The 18,275-nt window shown below is 64.6% G+C and carries 14 protein-coding genes; 5 read left to right on the top strand and 9 right to left on the bottom strand.

The genetic code is table 11. The annotated features are described in order from the left end of the window. Positions 1-82: 82 nt before the first annotated feature. Both pstS and ppk1 read right to left on the bottom strand, forming a co-directional pair. Positions 83-1,123: a phosphate ABC transporter substrate-binding protein PstS gene (pstS, locus tag IB257_RS15205; protein WP_054451357.1), complete on the bottom strand. Its 1,041-nt coding sequence runs from the start codon at positions 1,121-1,123 to the stop codon at positions 83-85. A gap of 286 nt (positions 1,124-1,409) precedes the next feature. Then, the gene (gene ppk1, locus IB257_RS15200) at positions 1,410-3,485 is read right to left on the bottom strand and encodes a polyphosphate kinase 1 (RefSeq protein ID WP_054451358.1); all 2,076 of its coding nucleotides are present in this window, start codon (positions 3,483-3,485) and stop codon (positions 1,410-1,412) included. Positions 3,486-3,705: 220 nt separating this feature from the next. Here ppk1 and ppx point away from each other — a divergent pair, with 220 nt between their 5' ends. After that, positions 3,706-5,193 carry an exopolyphosphatase gene (gene ppx, locus IB257_RS15195; RefSeq protein WP_054451359.1) on the top strand — a complete coding sequence of 496 codons (1,488 nt, stop codon included), beginning with the start codon at positions 3,706-3,708 and terminating at the stop codon, positions 5,191-5,193. Positions 5,194-5,374: 181 nt separating this feature from the next. Here ppx and IB257_RS15190 read toward each other — a convergent pair whose 3' ends face one another. The 5 genes from IB257_RS15190 to IB257_RS15170 form a co-directional block, all read right to left on the bottom strand. Continuing rightward, complete coding sequence (locus IB257_RS15190) at positions 5,375-6,181, bottom strand: GNAT family N-acetyltransferase (RefSeq protein WP_054451360.1); 807 nt, start codon at positions 6,179-6,181, stop codon at positions 5,375-5,377. A 212-nt stretch (positions 6,182-6,393) separates the two neighbouring features. Then, on the bottom strand, positions 6,394-7,737 hold the full coding sequence (gene glmM, locus IB257_RS15185; protein WP_119450615.1) for a phosphoglucosamine mutase: 1,344 nt from the start codon (positions 7,735-7,737) through the stop codon (positions 6,394-6,396). Further along, on the bottom strand, positions 7,734-8,579 hold the full coding sequence (folP, locus tag IB257_RS15180) for a dihydropteroate synthase (RefSeq protein ID WP_054451362.1): 846 nt from the start codon (positions 8,577-8,579) through the stop codon (positions 7,734-7,736). Before folP ends, glmM begins: the two co-directional genes overlap by 4 nt. 18 nt (positions 8,580-8,597) lie before the next feature. Beyond that, positions 8,598-10,484 (bottom strand): ATP-dependent zinc metalloprotease FtsH, encoded by a 1,887-nt coding sequence (gene ftsH, locus IB257_RS15175; protein WP_054451363.1) that lies wholly within the window; start codon positions 10,482-10,484, stop codon positions 8,598-8,600. A gap of 214 nt (positions 10,485-10,698) precedes the next feature. After that, positions 10,699-11,331, bottom strand: coding sequence for an RlmE family RNA methyltransferase (locus IB257_RS15170; RefSeq protein WP_054451364.1), 633 nt, complete (start codon positions 11,329-11,331; stop codon positions 10,699-10,701). Between the two features lie 18 nt (positions 11,332-11,349). On the opposite strand from IB257_RS15170, the gene IB257_RS15165 reads away from it, so the two are divergent. Next, positions 11,350-11,949 (top strand): YhbY family RNA-binding protein, encoded by a 600-nt coding sequence (locus IB257_RS15165; RefSeq protein WP_054451365.1) that lies wholly within the window; start codon positions 11,350-11,352, stop codon positions 11,947-11,949. Between the two features lie 129 nt (positions 11,950-12,078). Here the strand turns inward: IB257_RS15165 and greA are convergent, their stop codons facing one another. Beyond that, positions 12,079-12,555 carry a transcription elongation factor GreA gene (greA, locus tag IB257_RS15160; protein WP_054451366.1) on the bottom strand — a complete coding sequence of 159 codons (477 nt, stop codon included), beginning with the start codon at positions 12,553-12,555 and terminating at the stop codon, positions 12,079-12,081. 648 nt (positions 12,556-13,203) lie between these two features. Here greA and IB257_RS15155 point away from each other — a divergent pair. Continuing rightward, the gene (locus tag IB257_RS15155) at positions 13,204-14,823 is read left to right on the top strand and encodes a methyl-accepting chemotaxis protein (protein WP_192492501.1); all 1,620 of its coding nucleotides are present in this window, start codon (positions 13,204-13,206) and stop codon (positions 14,821-14,823) included. A gap of 52 nt (positions 14,824-14,875) precedes the next feature. Here IB257_RS15155 and IB257_RS15150 read toward each other — a convergent pair whose 3' ends face one another. After that, a complete protein-coding gene (locus tag IB257_RS15150; RefSeq protein ID WP_054451368.1) occupies positions 14,876-16,186 on the bottom strand; it encodes a solute carrier family 23 protein in 1,311 nt (436 codons plus the stop codon). A 138-nt stretch (positions 16,187-16,324) separates the two neighbouring features. On the opposite strand from IB257_RS15150, the gene IB257_RS15145 reads away from it, so the two are divergent. Together IB257_RS15145 and IB257_RS15140 are read left to right on the top strand one after the other, a co-directional pair. Continuing rightward, entirely contained in the window at positions 16,325-16,753 is a 429-nt protein-coding gene (locus tag IB257_RS15145) for a hypothetical protein (protein ID WP_054451369.1), read from the top strand. Between the two features lie 129 nt (positions 16,754-16,882). Beyond that, positions 16,883-18,208, top strand: coding sequence for an ABC transporter substrate-binding protein (locus IB257_RS15140; protein ID WP_054451370.1), 1,326 nt, complete (start codon positions 16,883-16,885; stop codon positions 18,206-18,208). Positions 18,209-18,275: the final 67 nt, after the last annotated feature.

Below are 18,275 nucleotides of genomic sequence, written 5' to 3'. Positions count from 1 at the left end.
TCCGGAACGCCAGCGGCGGCCGCTGTGGATTGCGCGCGATGGAGATTGGCATTGTCAGCCGGCCTCCCTCGCGCTCAAGCCTTTATTGCCAGACGGCCTTGCCGTCGGCGGCCTTGACTTCGCCCCAGGCGGCGCGGATTTCCTTGGTCACGGCTTCCGGCAGCGGCACGTAGTCCATGGCTTCAGCCGACTTGGCGCCGTTCTTGAAGGCCCAGTCGAAGAATTCCAGCACGGCCTTGCCCTGCGCCGGCTTGTCTTGCGACTTGTGGACCAGGATGAAGGTGGCGGCGGTGACGGGCCAGGAATCGGCGCCCGGCTCGTCGGTCAGGACCACGCCCATGCCCGGCGCGCTCTTCCAGTCGGCGTTGGCGGCCGCGGCTGCGAACGCCTTCTGTTCCGGCTGGACGAACTTGCCGTCCTTGTTCTGCAGTTGCGTCCAGGCCAGCTTGTTCTGCTTGGCGTAGGCGTATTCCACGTAGCCGATCGAGTTCTTCAGCTGGCCGACGTAGGCGGCGACGCCTTCGTTGCCCTTGCCGCCCTGACCCACGGGCCATTTGACGGCCTTGCCTTCGCCCACGGTCGACTTCCAGTCCGGCGACACCTTGGACAGGTAGTTGGTCCAGCCGAAGGTGGTGCCCGAGCCGTCCGAGCGGTGCACGACGATGATGTCGGCGGCCGGCAGCTTCAGGTCGGGGTTCAGCGCCTTGATGGCAGCGTCGTCCCACTTCTTGATCTTGCCCAGGAAGATATCGGCCAGGACCTTGCCCGACAGCTTCAGCTTGCCGGGTTCGACGCCGTCGATGTTCACCACAGCAACCGTGCCGCCGATGACGGCCGGGAATTGCAGCAGGCCGTTCTTTTCCAGATCGGCAGCCTTCATGGGATCGTCCGAAGCGCCGAAATCGACGGTCTTGGCGATGATTTGTTGCTGACCGCCGCCCGAACCGATGGACTGGTAGTTGACGGCGCTATTGGTGGCGGCCTTGTAGTCGGAGGCCCACTTGGCGTAGATCGGGTACGGGAACGAAGCGCCGGCGCCAGTCACGTCGGCGGCCTGGACGGCAAATACGGCGGCGCTCAGCGCGACGCCCAGGGAAACTTGTTTGAAGACACGTTTGAACATCAGGGTTCCTTCTGTGCTCGTTGGAGGAGTCTGGCAGGCTTGGAAAACTGCCTGTCTTTCAGCGACCCTCGAATAATAGAAGTCCCACATGACAGGATAGTGACAGTCATGATCCTCCCGAGGCGCTGCGCGCCTCCCCCAGGGGGCGCCGGTGGCGGACCGGCGGAGCCGGATCCGCGCGGCCTGGATCTGGGGAGGATTTGCCTCGAACGCCGCCATCCTAAAAAGGGGGCGGAACAGATGGGAGGCCTTGCTTCGAAAACCGCCCCGGTCGGGGCGGCGGGCGTTACACGCCCAGCTTCTGCATCAGGTACTGGTGCACGTTGAAGGGTTCGCGACGGCTCTTGACGCGGGTGTAGTCGCCGTCGGGCAGTTGCTGCCAGGCCAGCTGGTTGTCGCGCAGGGCGTAGGTGAAGGCTTCGTCGATGACGCGCTTCTTCAGGGTCTTGTCGTATATCGGGAAAGCGATCTCTACTCGGCGGAAGAAGTTGCGATCCATCCAGTCGGCCGACGACAGGTACACGGTTTCTTCGCCCTCGGCGTAGAAGTAGAAGACCCGCGAATGCTCCAGGAAGCGGCCGACGATGGAACGCACCCGGATGTTCTCGGACAGCCCCGGCACGCCGGCGCGCAATGCGCATACGCCGCGCACGATCAGGTCGATCTTCACGCCGGCCTGACCGGCCTTGTAAAGCTCTTCGATGATCTGTTCTTCCAAGAGCGAATTCATCTTGGCCATGATGCGCGAACGCTTGCCGGCCTTGGCCGCGCGGGCCTCGGCGCGGATCAGCGCCACCATGCCGTCGTGCATGGTGAAGGGCGACTGCATCAGCGCCTTGAGCGAACGGCGCGCGCCCAGCCCGGTCAGCTGCGCGAACACCTTGTCCATGTCCTCGCACAGCTTCGGATCGGCGGTCAGCAAGCCGAAGTCGGTGTACAGGCGCGCCGTGCGCGGGTGGTAGTTGCCGGTGCCCAGGTGAGCATAGCGGCGCAGCCGCCCTTTTTCGCGGCGCAACACCACGGCCATCTTGGCGTGCGTCTTGTGCGCCACCACGCCGTACACGACATGCGCCCCCACCTCTTCCAGCTTGGAAGCCCAGTTGATGTTGGTCTGCTCGTCGAAGCGGGCCATCAGCTCCACCACCACCGTCACCTCCTTGCCGGCGCGCGCGGCGGCCAGCAGGATCTTCATCAGCTCGGAGTCCTCGCCGGTGCGGTAGATGGTCTGCTTGATCGCCATGACGTCCGGATCCAGCGCGGCGGCGGTCAGGAAGTCGATGACGGGTTGGAACGACTGGTAGGGATGGTGCAGCAGGCGGTCCTGCTCGGCCACGGCCTCGAACAGTTCGGCCGGCTTGTCGCCCACGCGGTCGAACGGCGCCGGCACGGGCGCGCGGTAATCCGGGAACAACAGATCCGGGCGCGAATCCGAGTTGCACAGCTGCATCAGGCGCGACAGGTTCACCGGCCCCGGCACGCGGTACGTGTCCTCGGCCTTGAGCGAGAACTCGCGCTGCAGGAAGTGTTCCAGTTCGACCGGCGTCAGCTTGTCGATCTCCAGGCGCACGGCGGCGCCGAAGTTGCGCTGCGACAACTCGCCCTGCAAGGCGTGGCGCAGGTTGGTGACTTCTTCCTCGTCCACGAACAGGTCGCTGTTGCGCGTGACCCGCCACTGATAGCAGCCCAGCATTTCCAGGCCCGGGAAGAGCTCGCCGACAAAGGCGCGCAGCAGCGAGGTCAGCAGGATGTAGCCCTCGGGCTGGCCCGACAGCTCCTGCGGCATCTTGATCAGGCGCGGCAAGGCGCGCGGCGCCTGCACCACGGCGATCGAGGCCTGCCGGCCAAAGGCGTCGGCGCCCGACAGCGACACGATGAAGTTCAGGCTCTTGTTGTAGACCCGCGGAAACGGATGCGCCGGATCCAGTCCGATCGGGGTCAGCAGCGGCATCACGTCGCGATTGAAGACATCGCGCGCCCATTCCTGCTGTTGCGGATTCCATTCGGACGCGTGGTGCAACGAAATGCCCTCGGCGTGCATGGCCGGCAGGATCTCGTCGTTGAGCAGGTTGTACTGGCGGTTGACCAGTTCGTGCACCGCCTGCTGCACATTGTCGAACGCCTGGTCGGGCGTCATGCCGTCGGGCCCCACCAGATTCGGCGACTGGCGCTGCTGCTCCTTCAGGCTGGAAATCCGGATCTCGAAGAACTCATCCAGGTTGGAACTGACGATGCAGACGTAGCGCAGGCGTTCCAGCAAGGGAGTCTTGGGATTCTCCGCCATCGCCAGCACGCGTTCGTTGAATTTCAGCAGCGACAACTCGCGGTTCAGAAGCAAGGGCTCGGCAGGAGGGCGTGAGGGCATACCGGATTCCATACGTAGGGAGAGCGTGGAGTTTTACTGCAAAAAAGTGACGGTTCCATGACACAGCAGCAAATACGTAGCGTACGCCAAAACCGGGACGCATAGCAGGCGGATCAGATGCCGCAAACCCCTGTTCCATAAGAAAAAAAACGTGGGCGGGGGCGCTGTCACATGGGATCTCTATAATCGGGCCACCTCTCAGACAATATTTACGAGCCGCATGGATCAACTTCTGGCCGCGGTGGACCTCGGGTCCAACAGCTTCCGCCTCTCCATCGGACGCATCGTTCAACAGGACGGTACGCCCCAGATCTATCAGATCGACCGCCTCAAGGAAACCGTCCGGCTTGCGGCCGGCCTGGACTCCGAAAAGAGGCTGGGCGACGAGGCCATCGACAGAGCCATCGCCGTGCTGGAGCGCTTCGGCGACCGCCTGCGCAGCTTCCATCCCAACCGGGTCCGCGCCGTCGCCACCAATACGTTCCGCGTTGCCCGCAACACCCGGGATTTCCTGCCGCGCGCCGAAGCCGCGCTGGGCTTTCCCATCGAAGTCATCGCCGGCCGCGAAGAGGCCCGCCTGATCTTCTCCGGCGTGGTCCACACCCTGCCCCCCTCGCCCAACAAGCGCCTGGTCATCGATATCGGCGGCGGCTCGACCGAGGTCATCATCGGCAAAGGCCACGAGCCCGGCCTGATGTCCTCGCTCTACATGGGTTGCGTCAGCTACAGCCGCCAGTTCTTCTCGGACGGCGTGGTGGACGCGCATCAGATGAAGCAGGCCGAACTGGCCGCGCGCCGCGAGATCGAAGTCATCGCCAAGCAGTACCGCAAGATGGGCTGGAAGGAAGCCTACGGCTCCTCCGGCACGGCCAAGGCGCTGTTCGCCATCCTGACCGAATGCCGCTTCTCGGACCGAGGCATCACGCGCGCCGGCCTGAACAAGCTGAAGGACCGCATCATCCGCTCGGGCCGCGTCATCCCATCCGAACTGCCCGGCATCAAGATCGAACGCTCGGACGTGCTGCCCGGCGGCCTGGCCATCATGAGCGCCCTGTTCGACGAGCTGGGCATCGACGTCATGCACACCGGCGATGGCGCCTTGCGCCTGGGCGTGCTGTACGACCTGCTGGGCCGCGATGACGAGCATGACAAGCGCGATGAATCGGTGCGCCAGTTCATGAAGCGCTACCACGTCGACGTCAACCAGGCGCGTCGCGTGCACCACGCTGCGCTGACGCTGTTCGACGCCATGTTCCCGGACGGTCCGGAACGCGCGGAGCTGCGCCCCGCGCTGGGCTGGGCGGCCGATCTGCACGAAGTGGGCCTGTCCATCGCCCACAACGCGTATCACAAGCACACCGCCTACGTGCTGGAAAACGCCGACATGCCCGGGTTCTCGCGCGCCGACCAGCAGTTGCTGGCGCTGCTTGCGCTCGGCCATCAGGGCAAGCTGACCAAGCTGGAACCGCTGGTGCGCTCGCGCCCGCAATGGAAGGCCATCCTCAGCCTGCGCCTGGCGGTGCTGCTGTTCCGCCGCCGCAATGAAATCGAACCGCTGCCGCTGACCGCGTCGGTGCGCGACAACTCGATCGTGGTGCGGGTCAACCGCGAATGGCTGGCGCAGCACCCCCTGAGCGACTTCACGCTGCGCGCGGAAGAAGCCGAGTGGAACAAGGTGGGCTTTTCGTTCGAACTGCTGGAGTTCTGAGGAACCAGCCGGGCGGCGCGCTCGCGCCGCCCTGTTCCGACCCCGCCCTGCCGGGCCGACGCGCTAGAACGGCGACAGATCGGTTTCGCGATCCAGCCGCTTGAGTTCCATGCGCAAGGGCCTGGTGGCCCGCCGTATCAACCGGATCTTCATGCGGCGGAACAGGCGGCGCATGGGGGTCTCAGCGCTGGACAGCGGCGGTTGCGGGCTGATCCAGCCCGAAATGGCGGCGGTAGCGCTCGTCCATGCGGTCCATCTTCAGCAGGACCGGGAAATCCGCGGCGTTGAAATCGGGGTCCCAGGCGGGCTCGCCACAGACCTTGGCACCCAGCTTCAGGTAACCCTTGATCAGCGGCGGCACGCGCGCCGGCAAGGTGCTGTTGAGCTTTTCCACCGGATAGCGGTGCAGCGGCGTCACGCGCGGCTCATCGCCCTGCGGCAGCTGCTTGGAAATGGTGCGCCACACTTCAGCGGCGGTGACGCCGTCGTCGCGCAGGCTGACGCTGGCGCAGCCCAGTACGTACTGGTAGCCGCCCCGGCGCAGGTATTCGGCCAGGCCAGACCACAACAGCATGATCACGCCGCCGCTGCGGTAGTCGGGGTGGGTGCAAGAGCGGCCGACTTCGACCAGCTCGTCCTGGATGGAGCCCAGCCCGGACAGGTCGAACTCGGACTGCGAGTAATACCCGCCAGCCTCTCGCGCCTTTTCCGGCGTCAGGATCCGGTAGGTGCCGACTACGCGGCCCGTATCCAGCTCGCGGACCATCAGATGTTCGCAGAACGGATCGAAGCGATCATGCTCGATGCCGTCCTGGGCGTCGGGGAACACCGCGCCCATGTCCTCGGTGAAGACGTCGTAGCGCAGGCGTTGAATCTGCTCGATTTCTTCAGCGGTGCGCGCCAAGCCCACCACCAGCACCTTGGCGGCGGCGCCGGTCCAAGGTTCCGCGGCATTACGGCTCGGATTGATGCGTGCTAATTCCAGCATTGCGCGAAGCTCCTAGAGAGTCCAGCCAGTGTGGACGCCCTGTATGTCAAAGACTTGACCAATATGTTACGTGACTATGAAGTTTAGTCTGGAGCGAATAAATCAATCCTCCGCCCAAATCGACAAAACTTTACAAATCTATACAACCCTTGAACAAACAAAGGCCACCCGTCACGCGCCGGGTGGCCTTGCTCGAAATCGTAAGGCAGCGTTTATCCCAGGCTGGCCGCAAGCTTCTCGGCGCAGGACACGGCCAGGGCTTCATCCTCGGCCTCGACCATGAGGCGCAGCTTCGGCTCGGTGCCCGAAGCGCGGATCAGGATGCGGCCGCGGCCGTCCAGCTCGGCTTCGACGGCCTTGCGCGCCGCGCTCAGGCCGGCATGCGTCTTCCAGTCCTGGCCCGGGGTCAGCGGCACATTGATCATCTTCTGCGGATACATGCGCAGATCGCTCACCCACTCCGCCAGCCCGACCGAGTTGCGGCGCAGCGCAGTCAGGACCTGCAGCGCGGCGACGATGCCGTCGCCCGTCGAATGGCAGTCCAGGCACAGCAGATGGCCGGAGCTTTCGCCGCCATACAGCCAGCCGCGCGCCTGCATCTGCTCCAGCACGTAGCGGTCGCCGACATTGGCGCGCTCGAAGCCCACGCCCAGCCGCTGCATTTCGCGTTCGAAGCCGAAGTTGGTCATCAGCGTGCCGACCACGCCGTCCACCTTGCCGCGCTGCATGCGTTCGCGGACGATGGCGTACATGAGTTCGTCGCCGTTGTAGATGCGGCCTTCGCCATCCACCATCTGCAGGCGGTCGGCGTCGCCGTCCAGCGCGATGCCCAACTGAGCGCCGCGGGCGTGCACTTCCTTGGCCAGCAGCTCGGGATGCAGCGCGCCCACACCCTTATTGATGTTGAAGCCATCCGGATTGACGCCGATGGCGTGCACTTCGGCGCCCAGTTCGCGGAACACGTGCGGCGCGATGTTGTAGGCGGCGCCATGGGCGGCGTCCACCACGATCGTCATGCCGTTCAGGTCCAGATCGTTGGGGAAGGTGCTCTTGCAGAACTCGATGTAGCGACCCTGCGCGTCGCCCATGCGGCGCGCGCGACCCAGCGCTTCCGAGGCGACGCAGCCCAGCGGCTCGTCCAGGGCGGTTTCGATGTCGGCCTCGATCTCGTCGGGCAGCTTCATGCCCTGCGCCGAGAAGAACTTGATGCCGTTGTCCTGGTACGGATTGTGCGAAGCGCTGATGACAATCCCCGCCACCAGTCGCAGCGCCCGGGTCAGGTAGGCCACCGCGGGGGTCGGAATCGGACCGGCCAGCAGCACGTCGATGCCTGCCGCCGACAGGCCGGCTTCCAACGCGGATTCCAGCATGTAGCCGGAGATCCGCGTGTCCTTGCCGATCACGACCTGCGGACGGCTGCCGCCGCGCACGGCGTGCTCACGCGCCAGGACGCGGCCGGCCGCGTAACCCAGACGCAGCGCGAATTCGGCGTTGATCACCGGACCGCCGACTTCGCCGCGGACACCGTCGGTACCGAAATATTTGCGTCGAATCATGAACTGAGTGCTCCTTGTTCTGCCGCGTGCCATACCTTGAGCGCGTCGACCGTGGCCGCCACATCGTGCACCCGCACGATGGAAGCGCCACGCGCCACGCAGGCAAGCGCCGCGGCGATGCTGCCGGGCAACCTGTCGCCCACGGGCCGGCCGGTAGCCTGGCCGATCATGGTTTTGCGCGAGAGGCCGATCAGCAATGGATAACCGGCGCTGCGCAGGCTGGACAGCCGGCGCAACAGTTGGAAATTCTGGTCGCCCGTCTTGCCGAAGCCGAAGCCCGGGTCCAGCACGATGCGGCGAGGATCGATCCAGGCCGCGCGCAGCTTGTGCGCGCGAGCCCCCAGGAAGAGTCCGATTTCACCGATCAGGTCGGTGTACTCGGGCGGGGCGGCCTGCATGGTGCGAGGTTCGCCCTTCATGTGCATCACGCAAAGCCCGCAGCGCGAATGCGCCACCGCCTCGACGGCGCCGGGCTGCCTGAAGCCGTAGATGTCGTTGATCATGTCCGCGCCGGCATCCAGCACGGCGCGCATGACTTCCGGCTTGAAGGTGTCGATGGACAGGGGCACGCCGCAATCGCGCAGCGCCTCCACCACCGGCAGCAGCCGAGCCAGTTCGTCGGCCACGGACACCGGATCGGCCCCGGGGCGCGTGGATTCGCCGCCCAGGTCCAGGATCTGGGCGCCTTCGGCGATCAATTGGCGCGCATGCGCCACTGCGGAATCCGTATCGTCATGCTGGCCGCCGTCGGAAAAGGAGTCCGGCGTGACGTTGACGATACCCATGACAAGCGGGCGCTCGAGATCAAACTCGAAGCGCCCGCAAAGGAAGTTATTTGCCATAACTCAGGATGAGCAGCCTCAGACAGCGGCAGCCGTATTGCCACCTGCCGCCAGGCCCGTGGGCGGCGTATCGGACGTATCCGACGGGCCCTGAGGCGTCTTCGGGGGACGCGGAGGACGGCCCTCGATGATGTCGTTGATCTGGTCGGCGTCGATGGTTTCCCATTCGAGCAGCGCGGAGGTCATGACTTCGACCTTGTCGCGGTTGTCTTCCAGGATCTTGCGCGCAACGCTGTACTGCTCGTCGATGATGCGGCGGATCTCGGTGTCCACCTTCTGCATGGTGGCTTCCGACATGTGCGTGGTCTTGGTGACGCTGCGGCCCAGGAACACTTCGCCTTCGTTCTCGGCATAGACCATCGGGCCCAGCTCGTCGGTCATGCCGTAGCGCGTGACGATGTCGCGGGCGATGGCGGTGGCGCGTTCGAAGTCGTTCGAGGCGCCCGTCGTCATCTGGTCCATGAAGATTTCTTCGGCGATGCGGCCGCCGAACAGCACGGCAATGGTGGACAGCAGACGACCCTTGTCCATGCTGTAGCGGTCGGTCTCAGGCAGCTGCATGGTCACGCCCAGCGCACGGCCGCGCGGGATGATGGTGACCTTGTGGACCGGATCGGTCTTGGGCAGCAGGCGGGCGACGATCGCGTGGCCGGACTCGTGGTACGCGGTGTTCTTGCGTTCCTCTTCGGGCATCACGATGGAGCGGCGTTCCGCTCCCATGATGATCTTGTCCTTGGCCTTTTCGAAGTCGGACATGTCGACCGTGCGGCCATTGCGGCGGGCGGCGAACAGCGCGGCTTCGTTGACCAGGTTGGCCAGATCGGCGCCCGAGAAGCCCGGGGTGCCGCGCGCCAGCACGGTCGCATCGACGTTGGGCGACAGCGGAACCTTGCGCATATGGACCTTCAGGATCTGCTCGCGGCCGCGGATATCGGGCAGCGGCACCACGACCTGGCGGTCGAAGCGGCCCGGGCGCAGCAGCGCGGGATCCAGCACGTCGGGACGGTTGGTCGCGGCGATGACGATGACGCCCTGGCCGGACTCGAAGCCGTCCATTTCCACCAGCATCTGGTTCAGCGTCTGTTCGCGTTCGTCGTTGCCGCCGCCCAGGCCGGCGCCACGCTGGCGGCCGACCGCATCGATTTCGTCGATGAAGATGATGCAGGGAGCGTGCTTCTTGGCGTTTTCGAACATGTCGCGCACGCGGGCCGCGCCCACGCCGACGAACATTTCAACGAAGTCGGAACCCGAGATGCTGAAGAACGGCACCTTGGCTTCGCCCGCGATGGCCTTGGCCAGCAGCGTCTTGCCGGTACCCGGCGAGCCGACCATCAGCACGCCGCGCGGAATGCGGCCGCCCAGCTTCTGGAACTTGCTGGGGTCGCGCAGGAAATCGACCAGTTCCTGGACGTCTTCCTTGGCTTCGTCGCAGCCGGCAACGTCGGCGAAGGTGATCTGGTTGGTGTTCTCGTCGAGCATGCGGGCGCGCGATTTGCCGAAGCTGAACGCCCCGCCCCTGCCGCCGCCCTGCATCTGGCGCATGAAGAACACCCAGACGCCGATCAGCAACAGCATGGGGAACCACGACACGAAGATGCTCATCAGCAACGACTGCTCTTCGCGCGGCTTGCCCGACACCTGGACGCCATACTTCAGCAGATCGGAGACCATCCAGAGGTCGCCCGGCGAAGTCAGCGTGTAGGCGCGGCCCGCGTCAGGGGTGACGTACAGCACGTCGCCCTGGACGTCGACCTTGCGGATACGTCCCGCCTTGGCGTCGTCCATGAACTGCGTGTAGGTCACGCCGTCCTGGGTCTGAGCGCGTCCGTCGAACTGTTTGAAGACGGTGAACAGCACGAGGGCTATCACCATCCAGACAGCGACTTTCGAAAATGAATTATTCAAGGTCGATCTCCTGCTTTCGATTCCGACCGGCGACCGCGCACCCGCATATGGCACAGTCACAAGTATGTCAATAGCTCATTCTACCCTGTCAGACCAGATTGCGTCCCGGGATGCCTGAGCCCCTCTGAGTTTTGTCTTATTCGCGAATTTTCTGGTCGTTGTCCCGGCAGGCTGTAGGTTTTTCGAATCCGAGGCGGCGCGCCCCGGACCCGGGCTACTTCAGATCGCGCGCAACCAGAAAGGTTTCGGAGGATTTGTCCCGCGATGCCTTCGGCTTGCGTTCGACCACCCGCTTGAAGCGCTGCTTGAAGGATTCCACGATCTGCGAAAAGCCGCTGCCGTGGAAAGCCTTGACGATCAGCGCCCCGTTGGGCTTGAGGTGGGCGCAGGAGAATTCCATCGCCAACTCGCACACATGCTGGATGCGCGCGGAGTCGGCAATACCCACCCCTGACAAGTTGGGGGCCATGTCGGAAATAACAAGGTCCACCGCGCGCGATCCGACCATGTCTTCCAATTGTTTCAAAACTTCATCTTCGCGGAAGTCGCCCTGGATGAATTCAACGCCCGCCACGGGTTCCATGGGCAGGATATCGAGCGCGATGATGCGTCCGTCCACGACCCCGCCCGGCCCCGCCAGGCGCTCGCGCGCCACTTGGGACCAGCTGCCGGGCGCCGACCCCAGGTCGACCACGAGGTCGCCCCGGCGCATCAGCTTCTCGGTATCCAGGATCTCGATCAGCTTGAAGGCGGCGCGGGCCCTGTAGCCCTTCTGTTGCGCCAGCTTCACATAGGGATCGTTGATGTGCTGGTGAATCCAGTCTTTAGAGAATTTATTCTTGGCCATTACCGTACAATTCCACGCATGCCTATATTAGAACTTACCTCTCGTGAGCGCAGCGACCTTCGGTCCGCCGCTCACCCTTTGCGCCCCGTCGTCCTGATTGGCGACAATGGCCTGACCGAAGCCGTGCTCAAGGAAATCGACCTGGCGCTGACTTCGCATGGCCTCATCAAGGTGCGCGCCGGCGGCGACGACCGCGAGGCCCGCGACGCAATGCTGTCGACCATCTGCGACACGCTTTCCTGCGCCCCGGTGCACCACCTGGGCAAGACGCTGATCCTGTTCCGCCCGCTGGCCGGCAACATCAAGCCCGCCGCGCTGGCCGCCATGGAACCCGAACGCCCTGCCAAGCGCCGCGCCTCTGAGCCGCACACGCCCAAGAAGCTGGCCGCCGAAGGCAAGACCCTGGCCAAGCGTCCGCGCCGCAGCGAATCCGAAGAGCCCAAGCCGAAGACGCGCTTCGTGCCCCAGGACCAGCTCAACAAGAACGGCAAGCCCATGCGCCCTGGCACCAGGAAGACCACCGCCAGCGGTCACGGCATTCCCCGCCGCGCCGGCAGCGCGCTCAGCCTGCGGGCCGGAGCACGCAGCGGCACCAGCCGCAAGTCGACGAAAAGGTAAGTGCAGGCACAAAAACGGGCGCTTTACGCGCCCGGTCCACCATAGCGATCCGCATTAAACCGCGGAATTCAGTCGAACGCACGGTTCGGACTATGGTGTTTTGACAACTTCCAGCTTACTACGTTGGCGTCAGATGTAGCGCACGCCCAGGACTTCATACTCGCGAACGCCAGCCGGGGCCTTGACCTCGACCACATCGCCTTCGCTTTTGCCGATCAACGCGCGCGCCACCGGGCTGGACACGGAAATCAGGTTCGACTTGATGTCGGCTTCAACGTCGCCGACGATTTGGTACGTCACACGATCGCCCGAGTCCAGGTCCTCGATGTCGACGGTGGCGCCAAACACGGCGCGGCCTTCGGCATCCAGGGCGGTAGGATCGATCAGGTGGGCGTTGGAAAGCGTGCCTTCAAGCTCGGCAATCCGGCCCTCGATAAAGCCTTGGCGCTCGCGAGCAGCGTCGTACTCGGCATTTTCCGACAGATCACCCTGCGCACGCGCTTCAGCGATCGCGTTGATAACGGCAGGACGTTCCACGGTTTTCAGCCGCTGGAGCTCTTCTTGCAAGCGCTCGGCCCCGCGCACGGTCAAAGGAATGGCAGACATGTCGTTTCCCAAACAAAAGTAGAAAACGCCCCGGACGGAGCGTTCTCGGTGAAGGTCGGAATCCTGGCGCGCGCAGGCAGCCGGGTAAAAGCAAAAACTGGCGAGCGGCGCGGACGACCAAAACAAAACCCCGGCTCGGGTCGGAACCGGGGCAATCAAGGTCATATTGTGGTCAAAGTCCACGGGAATTGCAAGCCGCCGGAGAAACCGCTGTTTTCGCCGCATTTCGCCGCTGTAACCCGCTAAAACCCGTCATTTTTTTCAGTTTTTCCTGATCCGCCCGAAAGCCGGATGGGGCAGGCCGCAATCGCGCTCCGCAGCGCAGGTGTGGCGTAAAAACTACTCTTCGATAGTTTTTTGCAACAGCCGAGGCTTACCTCTCAAAAACGCCAGCAAAAACGGACTGAATCAGTATAAAACAACAAATTGTGTCATTCATGACAATTTAATACATTGAAATCACTGCCGATTGGCCGGGCTGCTGATCGCAAGCACGTGCCAGGCGCAGGAGTCTTGTTTTTGCGGGTAGTTGCAGTGGAGGCGGACGCATCGCAGCCACCCGGCGCGACGTTCGCCATTCCGCCGCTCGGCGGGCGGCCTGGGCCGTTCCTTCGCGCGGCGGATCGCGTTCAAGAACGAGGAGCTCTCATGCTGGAAAAATTGAAAGTCCGTACTGGAATGCTGTTGGTGCTGGGCTGCTTCGTCGTCGCCCTGGCGCTGGCTTGCGGCTTGAGCTGGATGAACGCCGAAAAAAGCGTGACCGAAATCAAGGACCTGAACAATGTCGCGGTCCATCAGGTCGACCCGCTCTACGAGGCCAACGCCGCCCTGCTGCGCGCGCGACTGGCGCTCGGCGCGGGCATGGCTGCCATGCAGGCCGGCGGCATGGACCAGGCCGGGCTGGCCGGCGACGAAGCCGCCAGCCATCTGAAGCAGGCGCGCGAGCGCTTCGCCCGCTACATGGCCGTCCCCAAGAGTCCTCGCGGTCAGGAGCTGGCCCAGACGCTGCAGGGACGCTTCACCGAGTACGCCGCCATCCTGGACACACTGGAATCCGACCTCAAGGCACGCTCGCCTGCCAAGTACCGCCAGGACGAGGGGCGGCTGCCCCAGGCAGACGCCTACTTCATGAAAGACATGCAAGCCTTCCTGGCCCGGGTCCAGGAGCGCAGCGACGGCGTGCTGGCAAGCTCGGAGCAAACCTACTCCACCGCCCGGATCTCGGCGGTCGTGCTGATATCCGCCGCCCTGCTGCTGACGGCATTGTGCTGGACCTTCATCCGGCGCGCCGTGCTGCGTCCGCTGCAGGAGGCTGGCAGGCATTTTGACCGCATCGCGGCCGGCGACCTGACGAACCGCGTGGAAACCCGCTCCAACAATGAGATCGGCGTCCTGTTCGCTTCGCTCAAACGCATGCAGGAGGGCCTCACCCGCACGGTGACGTCCGTGCGCCAGGGGGTGGATGAGATCAATGTGGGCGCGGCGGAAATCGCTGCCGGCAACTCCAACCTGTCAGTGCGTACCGAAGAACAGGCCGCGGCGCTCGAAGAAACCGCATCCACCATGGAAGAGCTGGCGGTGACCGTCAAGCAGAATGCGGAAAACGCCGCCCAGGCCAATCAGTTGGCCGCGGTCAGCATGGACGTGGCGCAGCGCGGCGGCCAGAACGTGGAGCAGGTGGTGGCCACCATGCACGGCATCTCGGACAGTTCGCGGCGGATCGCGGACATCGTGTCCGTGATCGATGGCATCGCCTTCCAGACCAACATCCTGGCGCTGAATGCGGCGGTGGAAGCCGCGCGCGCCGGCGAGCAGGGCAAGGGCTTTGCCGTGGTCGCGGGCGAAGTCCGCACCCTGGCCCAGCGCGCGGCGCAGGCCGCCAAGGAGATCAAGACGCTGATCGAAGCTTCGGTGGACACGGTCGCCGCCGGTTCGGCCCAGGTCGCCGCAGCCGGGCAGACCATGCAGGAAATTGTGGATTCCGTGCAGCGGGTGGCGGCGATCATGGCCGAGATCTCGGCCGCTTCGACGCAGCAAGCCGGCGGCATAGACCAGGTCAGCCTGGCAATTTCGCAAATGGACGAGGTGACCCAGCAGAACGCCGCGCTGGTCGAGGAAGCGTCAGCGGCGGCAGCCGCGATGGAGGAACAGGCGCGGCGCCTGGCGGAAGCCACCGCAGTATTCAAGACGCAATCCGGACAGGTGATCGAGGCGGTGCCGGTGGCCGTGACCGCCACGGCCTCTGCCACGAGGCTGTCGGGCACCTAGGCGCGCTGGCCGGCCACGCGCGCGACGCCGGGTCCGCGCGTGGTCGCGCCGCTTACTTCCTGCGGCGCAGCAAGGCGTACAGGATGATGGCGCCGAAGGTGGCGGTGCCGATGCCACCCAGCGTGAAGTTACCCAACTTGACCGTGAAGTCGCCCGCGCCCAGCACCAGCGTGACCGCAGCCACGATGAGGTTGCGGTTGTCGCTGAAGTCCACTTGGTTGACCACCCAGATACGGGCGCCGGCAATGGCGATCAGGCCGAACACCACCACCGACATGCCGCCCAGCACGGGCCCCGGGATCATCTGGATCAGCGCGCCGAACTTGGGCGAGAAGCCCAGCACGATGGCGATCAGGGCGGCGACCACGAACACCAGGGTGGAATAGATGCGCGTGACCGCCATCACCCCGATGTTCTCGGCGTAGGTGGTGACGCCCGTGCCGCCCACGGCGCCGGACACCATGGTGGCGACCCCGTCGCCGACGAAGGCGCGGCCCAGATAGCGATCCAGGTCCTGTCCGGTCATGGCGCTGACGGCCTTCACGTGGCCCAGGTTCTCGGCCACCAAAATGATGGCGACAGGCACGATCAGGCCCATGGCCTCGGCCTTGAACACCGGCGCGGCGAAATGCGGCAAGCCGAACCAGGCCGCGGCGGCCACGCCCGAAAAGTCGATGGGCTTGCCCAGCCCCATGCCGTTGGCCAGGATGCCGTACACCACGCAGGCCAGGATCATGCCGACCAGGATCAGCAGGCGCTGCACCATGCCCCTGGTGAACACGGCGATGCCGCCCACGCAGAGGATGGTGACCATGGACATCACGCTGTCGAAACCGGATGCGCCCATCGCGCCCTTGGCGGCGATCGGGGCCAGGTTCAGGCCAATGACCGCAACCACCGCGCCCGTGACGACGGGCGGCATCAGGGTGTCGATCCAGTTCGCGCCGCCGCCGGCGCGCGCGTTGACGAACCAGACGATCAGGCCGATCAGCGTGTAGGCCAGGCCGCAGGCGATGATGGCGCCCAGCGCGACGCCGATATTGGCGTTCGCCCCGCCGCCGGCATAGCCGGTCACCGCGATCACGCCGCCGATGAAGGCGAAGCTGGAACCCAGGTAGCTGGGAACGCGTCCGCCCACGAACAGGAAGAAGATCAGCGTGCCGATGCCTGACATCAGGATGGCAACGTTCGGGTCAAAGCCCATGAGCAGCGGCGCCAGCACGGTGGAGCCGAACATGGCAACCACGTGCTGGGCGCCCATGGCCACGTTCTTGGGCCAGGACAGCCTTTCGTCGGGCGCGATGATGACGCCGGGCTCGGCGTCGTCCGCCAGGCGCCAGCGCGGAAAGTAGGAATTGGACATGGATATCCCAAAGTAGGTGTTGGGTGTGAGCGGGCGCCAGTGTAAAGGGGGCCGCAAACAGGGGGCAATGCTTAAGTTCACCGTCAGAATGCCGTACTAGTGAAAACCCCGAAATCCTCATAGGCGGCAGGAGCAATCATGGCGATCGATCCCATCAGCGGCAGTTCCCGAATCAACAGCCTGGCCGACCTCTGGGCCCAGAAGATCCAGGCCAACAAGGAAGCCAAGAGCGCCTCGGACGCGGAAGCGAGCACGGTGTCCGCGGACGGCAAGATCCGCGTCAACAACCCAGGCGGCCTGAAAATGGGCAACGTGCAGGAAGCCAAGGAAACCGAAGACTCCAGCAACGACGACGCCTACACACGCCAGATCAAGGAACTGCAGAAGCAGCTCAAGCGCGTGATGGACCAGATCGCCAAGGTCAAGGCCAGCAGCATGCCGGCCGAAATGAAGGCCCAGCAACTGATGGCGCTCAACGCCCAGGCGATGCAGATCCAGCAGCAGATCACCGCAGTGATGGACAAGCAGGCCCGGGCCATGCAAGGCGGCATATCCGCCACGGCCTAGCGGGCAAGGCTCGGCGCCCCGCCCGGCCGGGGCGCCCGCATTGATGGCGCGCATCAAAATTTGTGATTGGACGCTGCCCAGGCCGGCCAGTACTGTCTCCGGACAAATCTAAAACTACGGAGACAAACCATGCATGCAATGCGCACAGCCCTTGCAGGTGCGGTGCTGGCCGTTTGCGCGGCCCCTGCCCTGGCAGGCACCGTCACGGTGATCACGTCGTTCCCCAAAGACCTCACCCAGGCCTACAAGACGGCCTTCGAAAAGGCCAATCCCGGCATCACGCTGGAAGTCCTGAACAAGAACACGGTATCGGGCATCGCCTATGTGCGCGAAACGCCCGCCGGCCAGCGCCCCGAGGTGTTCTGGGCCAGCGCGCCCGACGCCTTCGAAGTGCTGGGCCGCGACAAACTGCTGGCAAGTTCCACCGACGTCGCCAACAAGCAGGTGCCTGACAAGATCGGCAACTATCCCATCAACGATCCGGGCGGCATGTATTTGGGCCAGGCCCTGGCCGGCTACGGCATCATCTACAACACCCGCTACATCGCGGCGCACAAGATCCCTGCGCCGGTGGAATGGAAGGACCTGCTGTCGCCGCAGTGGTTCGGCCATGTCGGGATCACCTCGCCGTCGCGCTCGGGCACCATGCACCTGACGGTGGAAACCATCCTCCAGGGCGAAGGCTGGGACGAAGGTTGGAGCACCTTGCTGCGCATGTCGGGCAACAGCAGCGCCGTGACCGAGCGTTCGTTCGGCGTACCCGACGGCGTGAACAACGGCCAGTTCGGCGCCGGCCCGGTGATCGACTTCTTCGGCCTGTCCAGCAAGTATTCCAAGTTCCCGGTCGAATTCGTCTACCCCTCCGAAACCGCCATCGTGCCGGCCAACATCGCGCTGATCGCCGGCGCGAAGAACTCTGAGGAAGGCAAGAAGTTCATCGCCTTCACCCTCAGCCAGGCCGGGCAGGAACTGCTGCTGGAGCCCAAGATCTCGCGCCTGCCAGTGCTGCCCTACACGGCGCTGGCCGGCAAGATTCCCCAGGGCTACCCCGACCCCGCTGAAATCGCCAAGCGCAGCAAGGTGCAATTCAACGCCGACCTGTCGCAGTCGCGCTATTACGTGGTGCAGTCGCTGTATGACCAGACGGTCACGTTCCGCCTGAAGGAACTGCAGGCCGCCACCAAGGCCATCTACGACGCCGAAGCCAAGCTGGGCGACAAGGCCAAGAGCGGCAAGGCTGCCGAACTGCTGGCGCAGGCCCGCAAGCTGACCTGGGCGCCGCTGATCGACGGAAAGAAGGCCGCCGACCCGGCCTTCCTGGCGATCTTCGCCGGCAACAAGAAGGACGCCGCCGTGAACCAGCAGATCACTCAGCTGGAAGGCGAATGGAACGGCCGTTCCAAGGCGAACTACGAAGAAGCCGTGAAGCTCGCCAAGCAGGCCGCCGCGCTCTAGGCCGCCACACCCGCAGGACGCGCAGTGGACGGGCCGGTCCCGTCCGCTGCCGCGGTTTTCCCCTGGC

The sequence above is a fragment of the Achromobacter sp. ACM03 genome, assembly GCF_014851665.1.
Classification (GTDB): Bacteria; Pseudomonadota; Gammaproteobacteria; order Burkholderiales; family Burkholderiaceae_B; genus Achromobacter; species Achromobacter aegrifaciens.
Note: the sequence above shows the minus strand (reverse complement) of the source record. Positions and strands in the feature narration are given on the sequence as shown.

Coding starts and splice junctions, on each gene's coding strand:
- pstS (WP_054451357.1), bottom strand. CDS start 1,123: ATGTTCAAACGTGTCTTCAAACAAGTTTCCCTGGGCGTCGCGCTGAGC.
- ppk1 (WP_054451358.1), bottom strand. CDS start 3,485: ATGCCCTCACGCCCTCCTGCCGAGCCCTTGCTTCTGAACCGCGAGTTG.
- ppx (WP_054451359.1), top strand. CDS start 3,706: ATGGATCAACTTCTGGCCGCGGTGGACCTCGGGTCCAACAGCTTCCGC.
- IB257_RS15190 (WP_054451360.1), bottom strand. CDS start 6,181: ATGCTGGAATTAGCACGCATCAATCCGAGCCGTAATGCCGCGGAACCT.
- glmM (WP_119450615.1), bottom strand. CDS start 7,737: ATGATTCGACGCAAATATTTCGGTACCGACGGTGTCCGCGGCGAAGTC.
- folP (WP_054451362.1), bottom strand. CDS start 8,579: ATGGCAAATAACTTCCTTTGCGGGCGCTTCGAGTTTGATCTCGAGCGC.
- IB257_RS15170 (WP_054451364.1), bottom strand. CDS start 11,331: ATGGCCAAGAATAAATTCTCTAAAGACTGGATTCACCAGCACATCAAC.
- IB257_RS15165 (WP_054451365.1), top strand. CDS start 11,350: ATGCCTATATTAGAACTTACCTCTCGTGAGCGCAGCGACCTTCGGTCC.
- greA (WP_054451366.1), bottom strand. CDS start 12,555: ATGTCTGCCATTCCTTTGACCGTGCGCGGGGCCGAGCGCTTGCAAGAA.
- IB257_RS15155 (WP_192492501.1), top strand. CDS start 13,204: ATGCTGGAAAAATTGAAAGTCCGTACTGGAATGCTGTTGGTGCTGGGC.
- IB257_RS15150 (WP_054451368.1), bottom strand. CDS start 16,186: ATGTCCAATTCCTACTTTCCGCGCTGGCGCCTGGCGGACGACGCCGAG.
- IB257_RS15145 (WP_054451369.1), top strand. CDS start 16,325: ATGGCGATCGATCCCATCAGCGGCAGTTCCCGAATCAACAGCCTGGCC.
- IB257_RS15140 (WP_054451370.1), top strand. CDS start 16,883: ATGCATGCAATGCGCACAGCCCTTGCAGGTGCGGTGCTGGCCGTTTGC.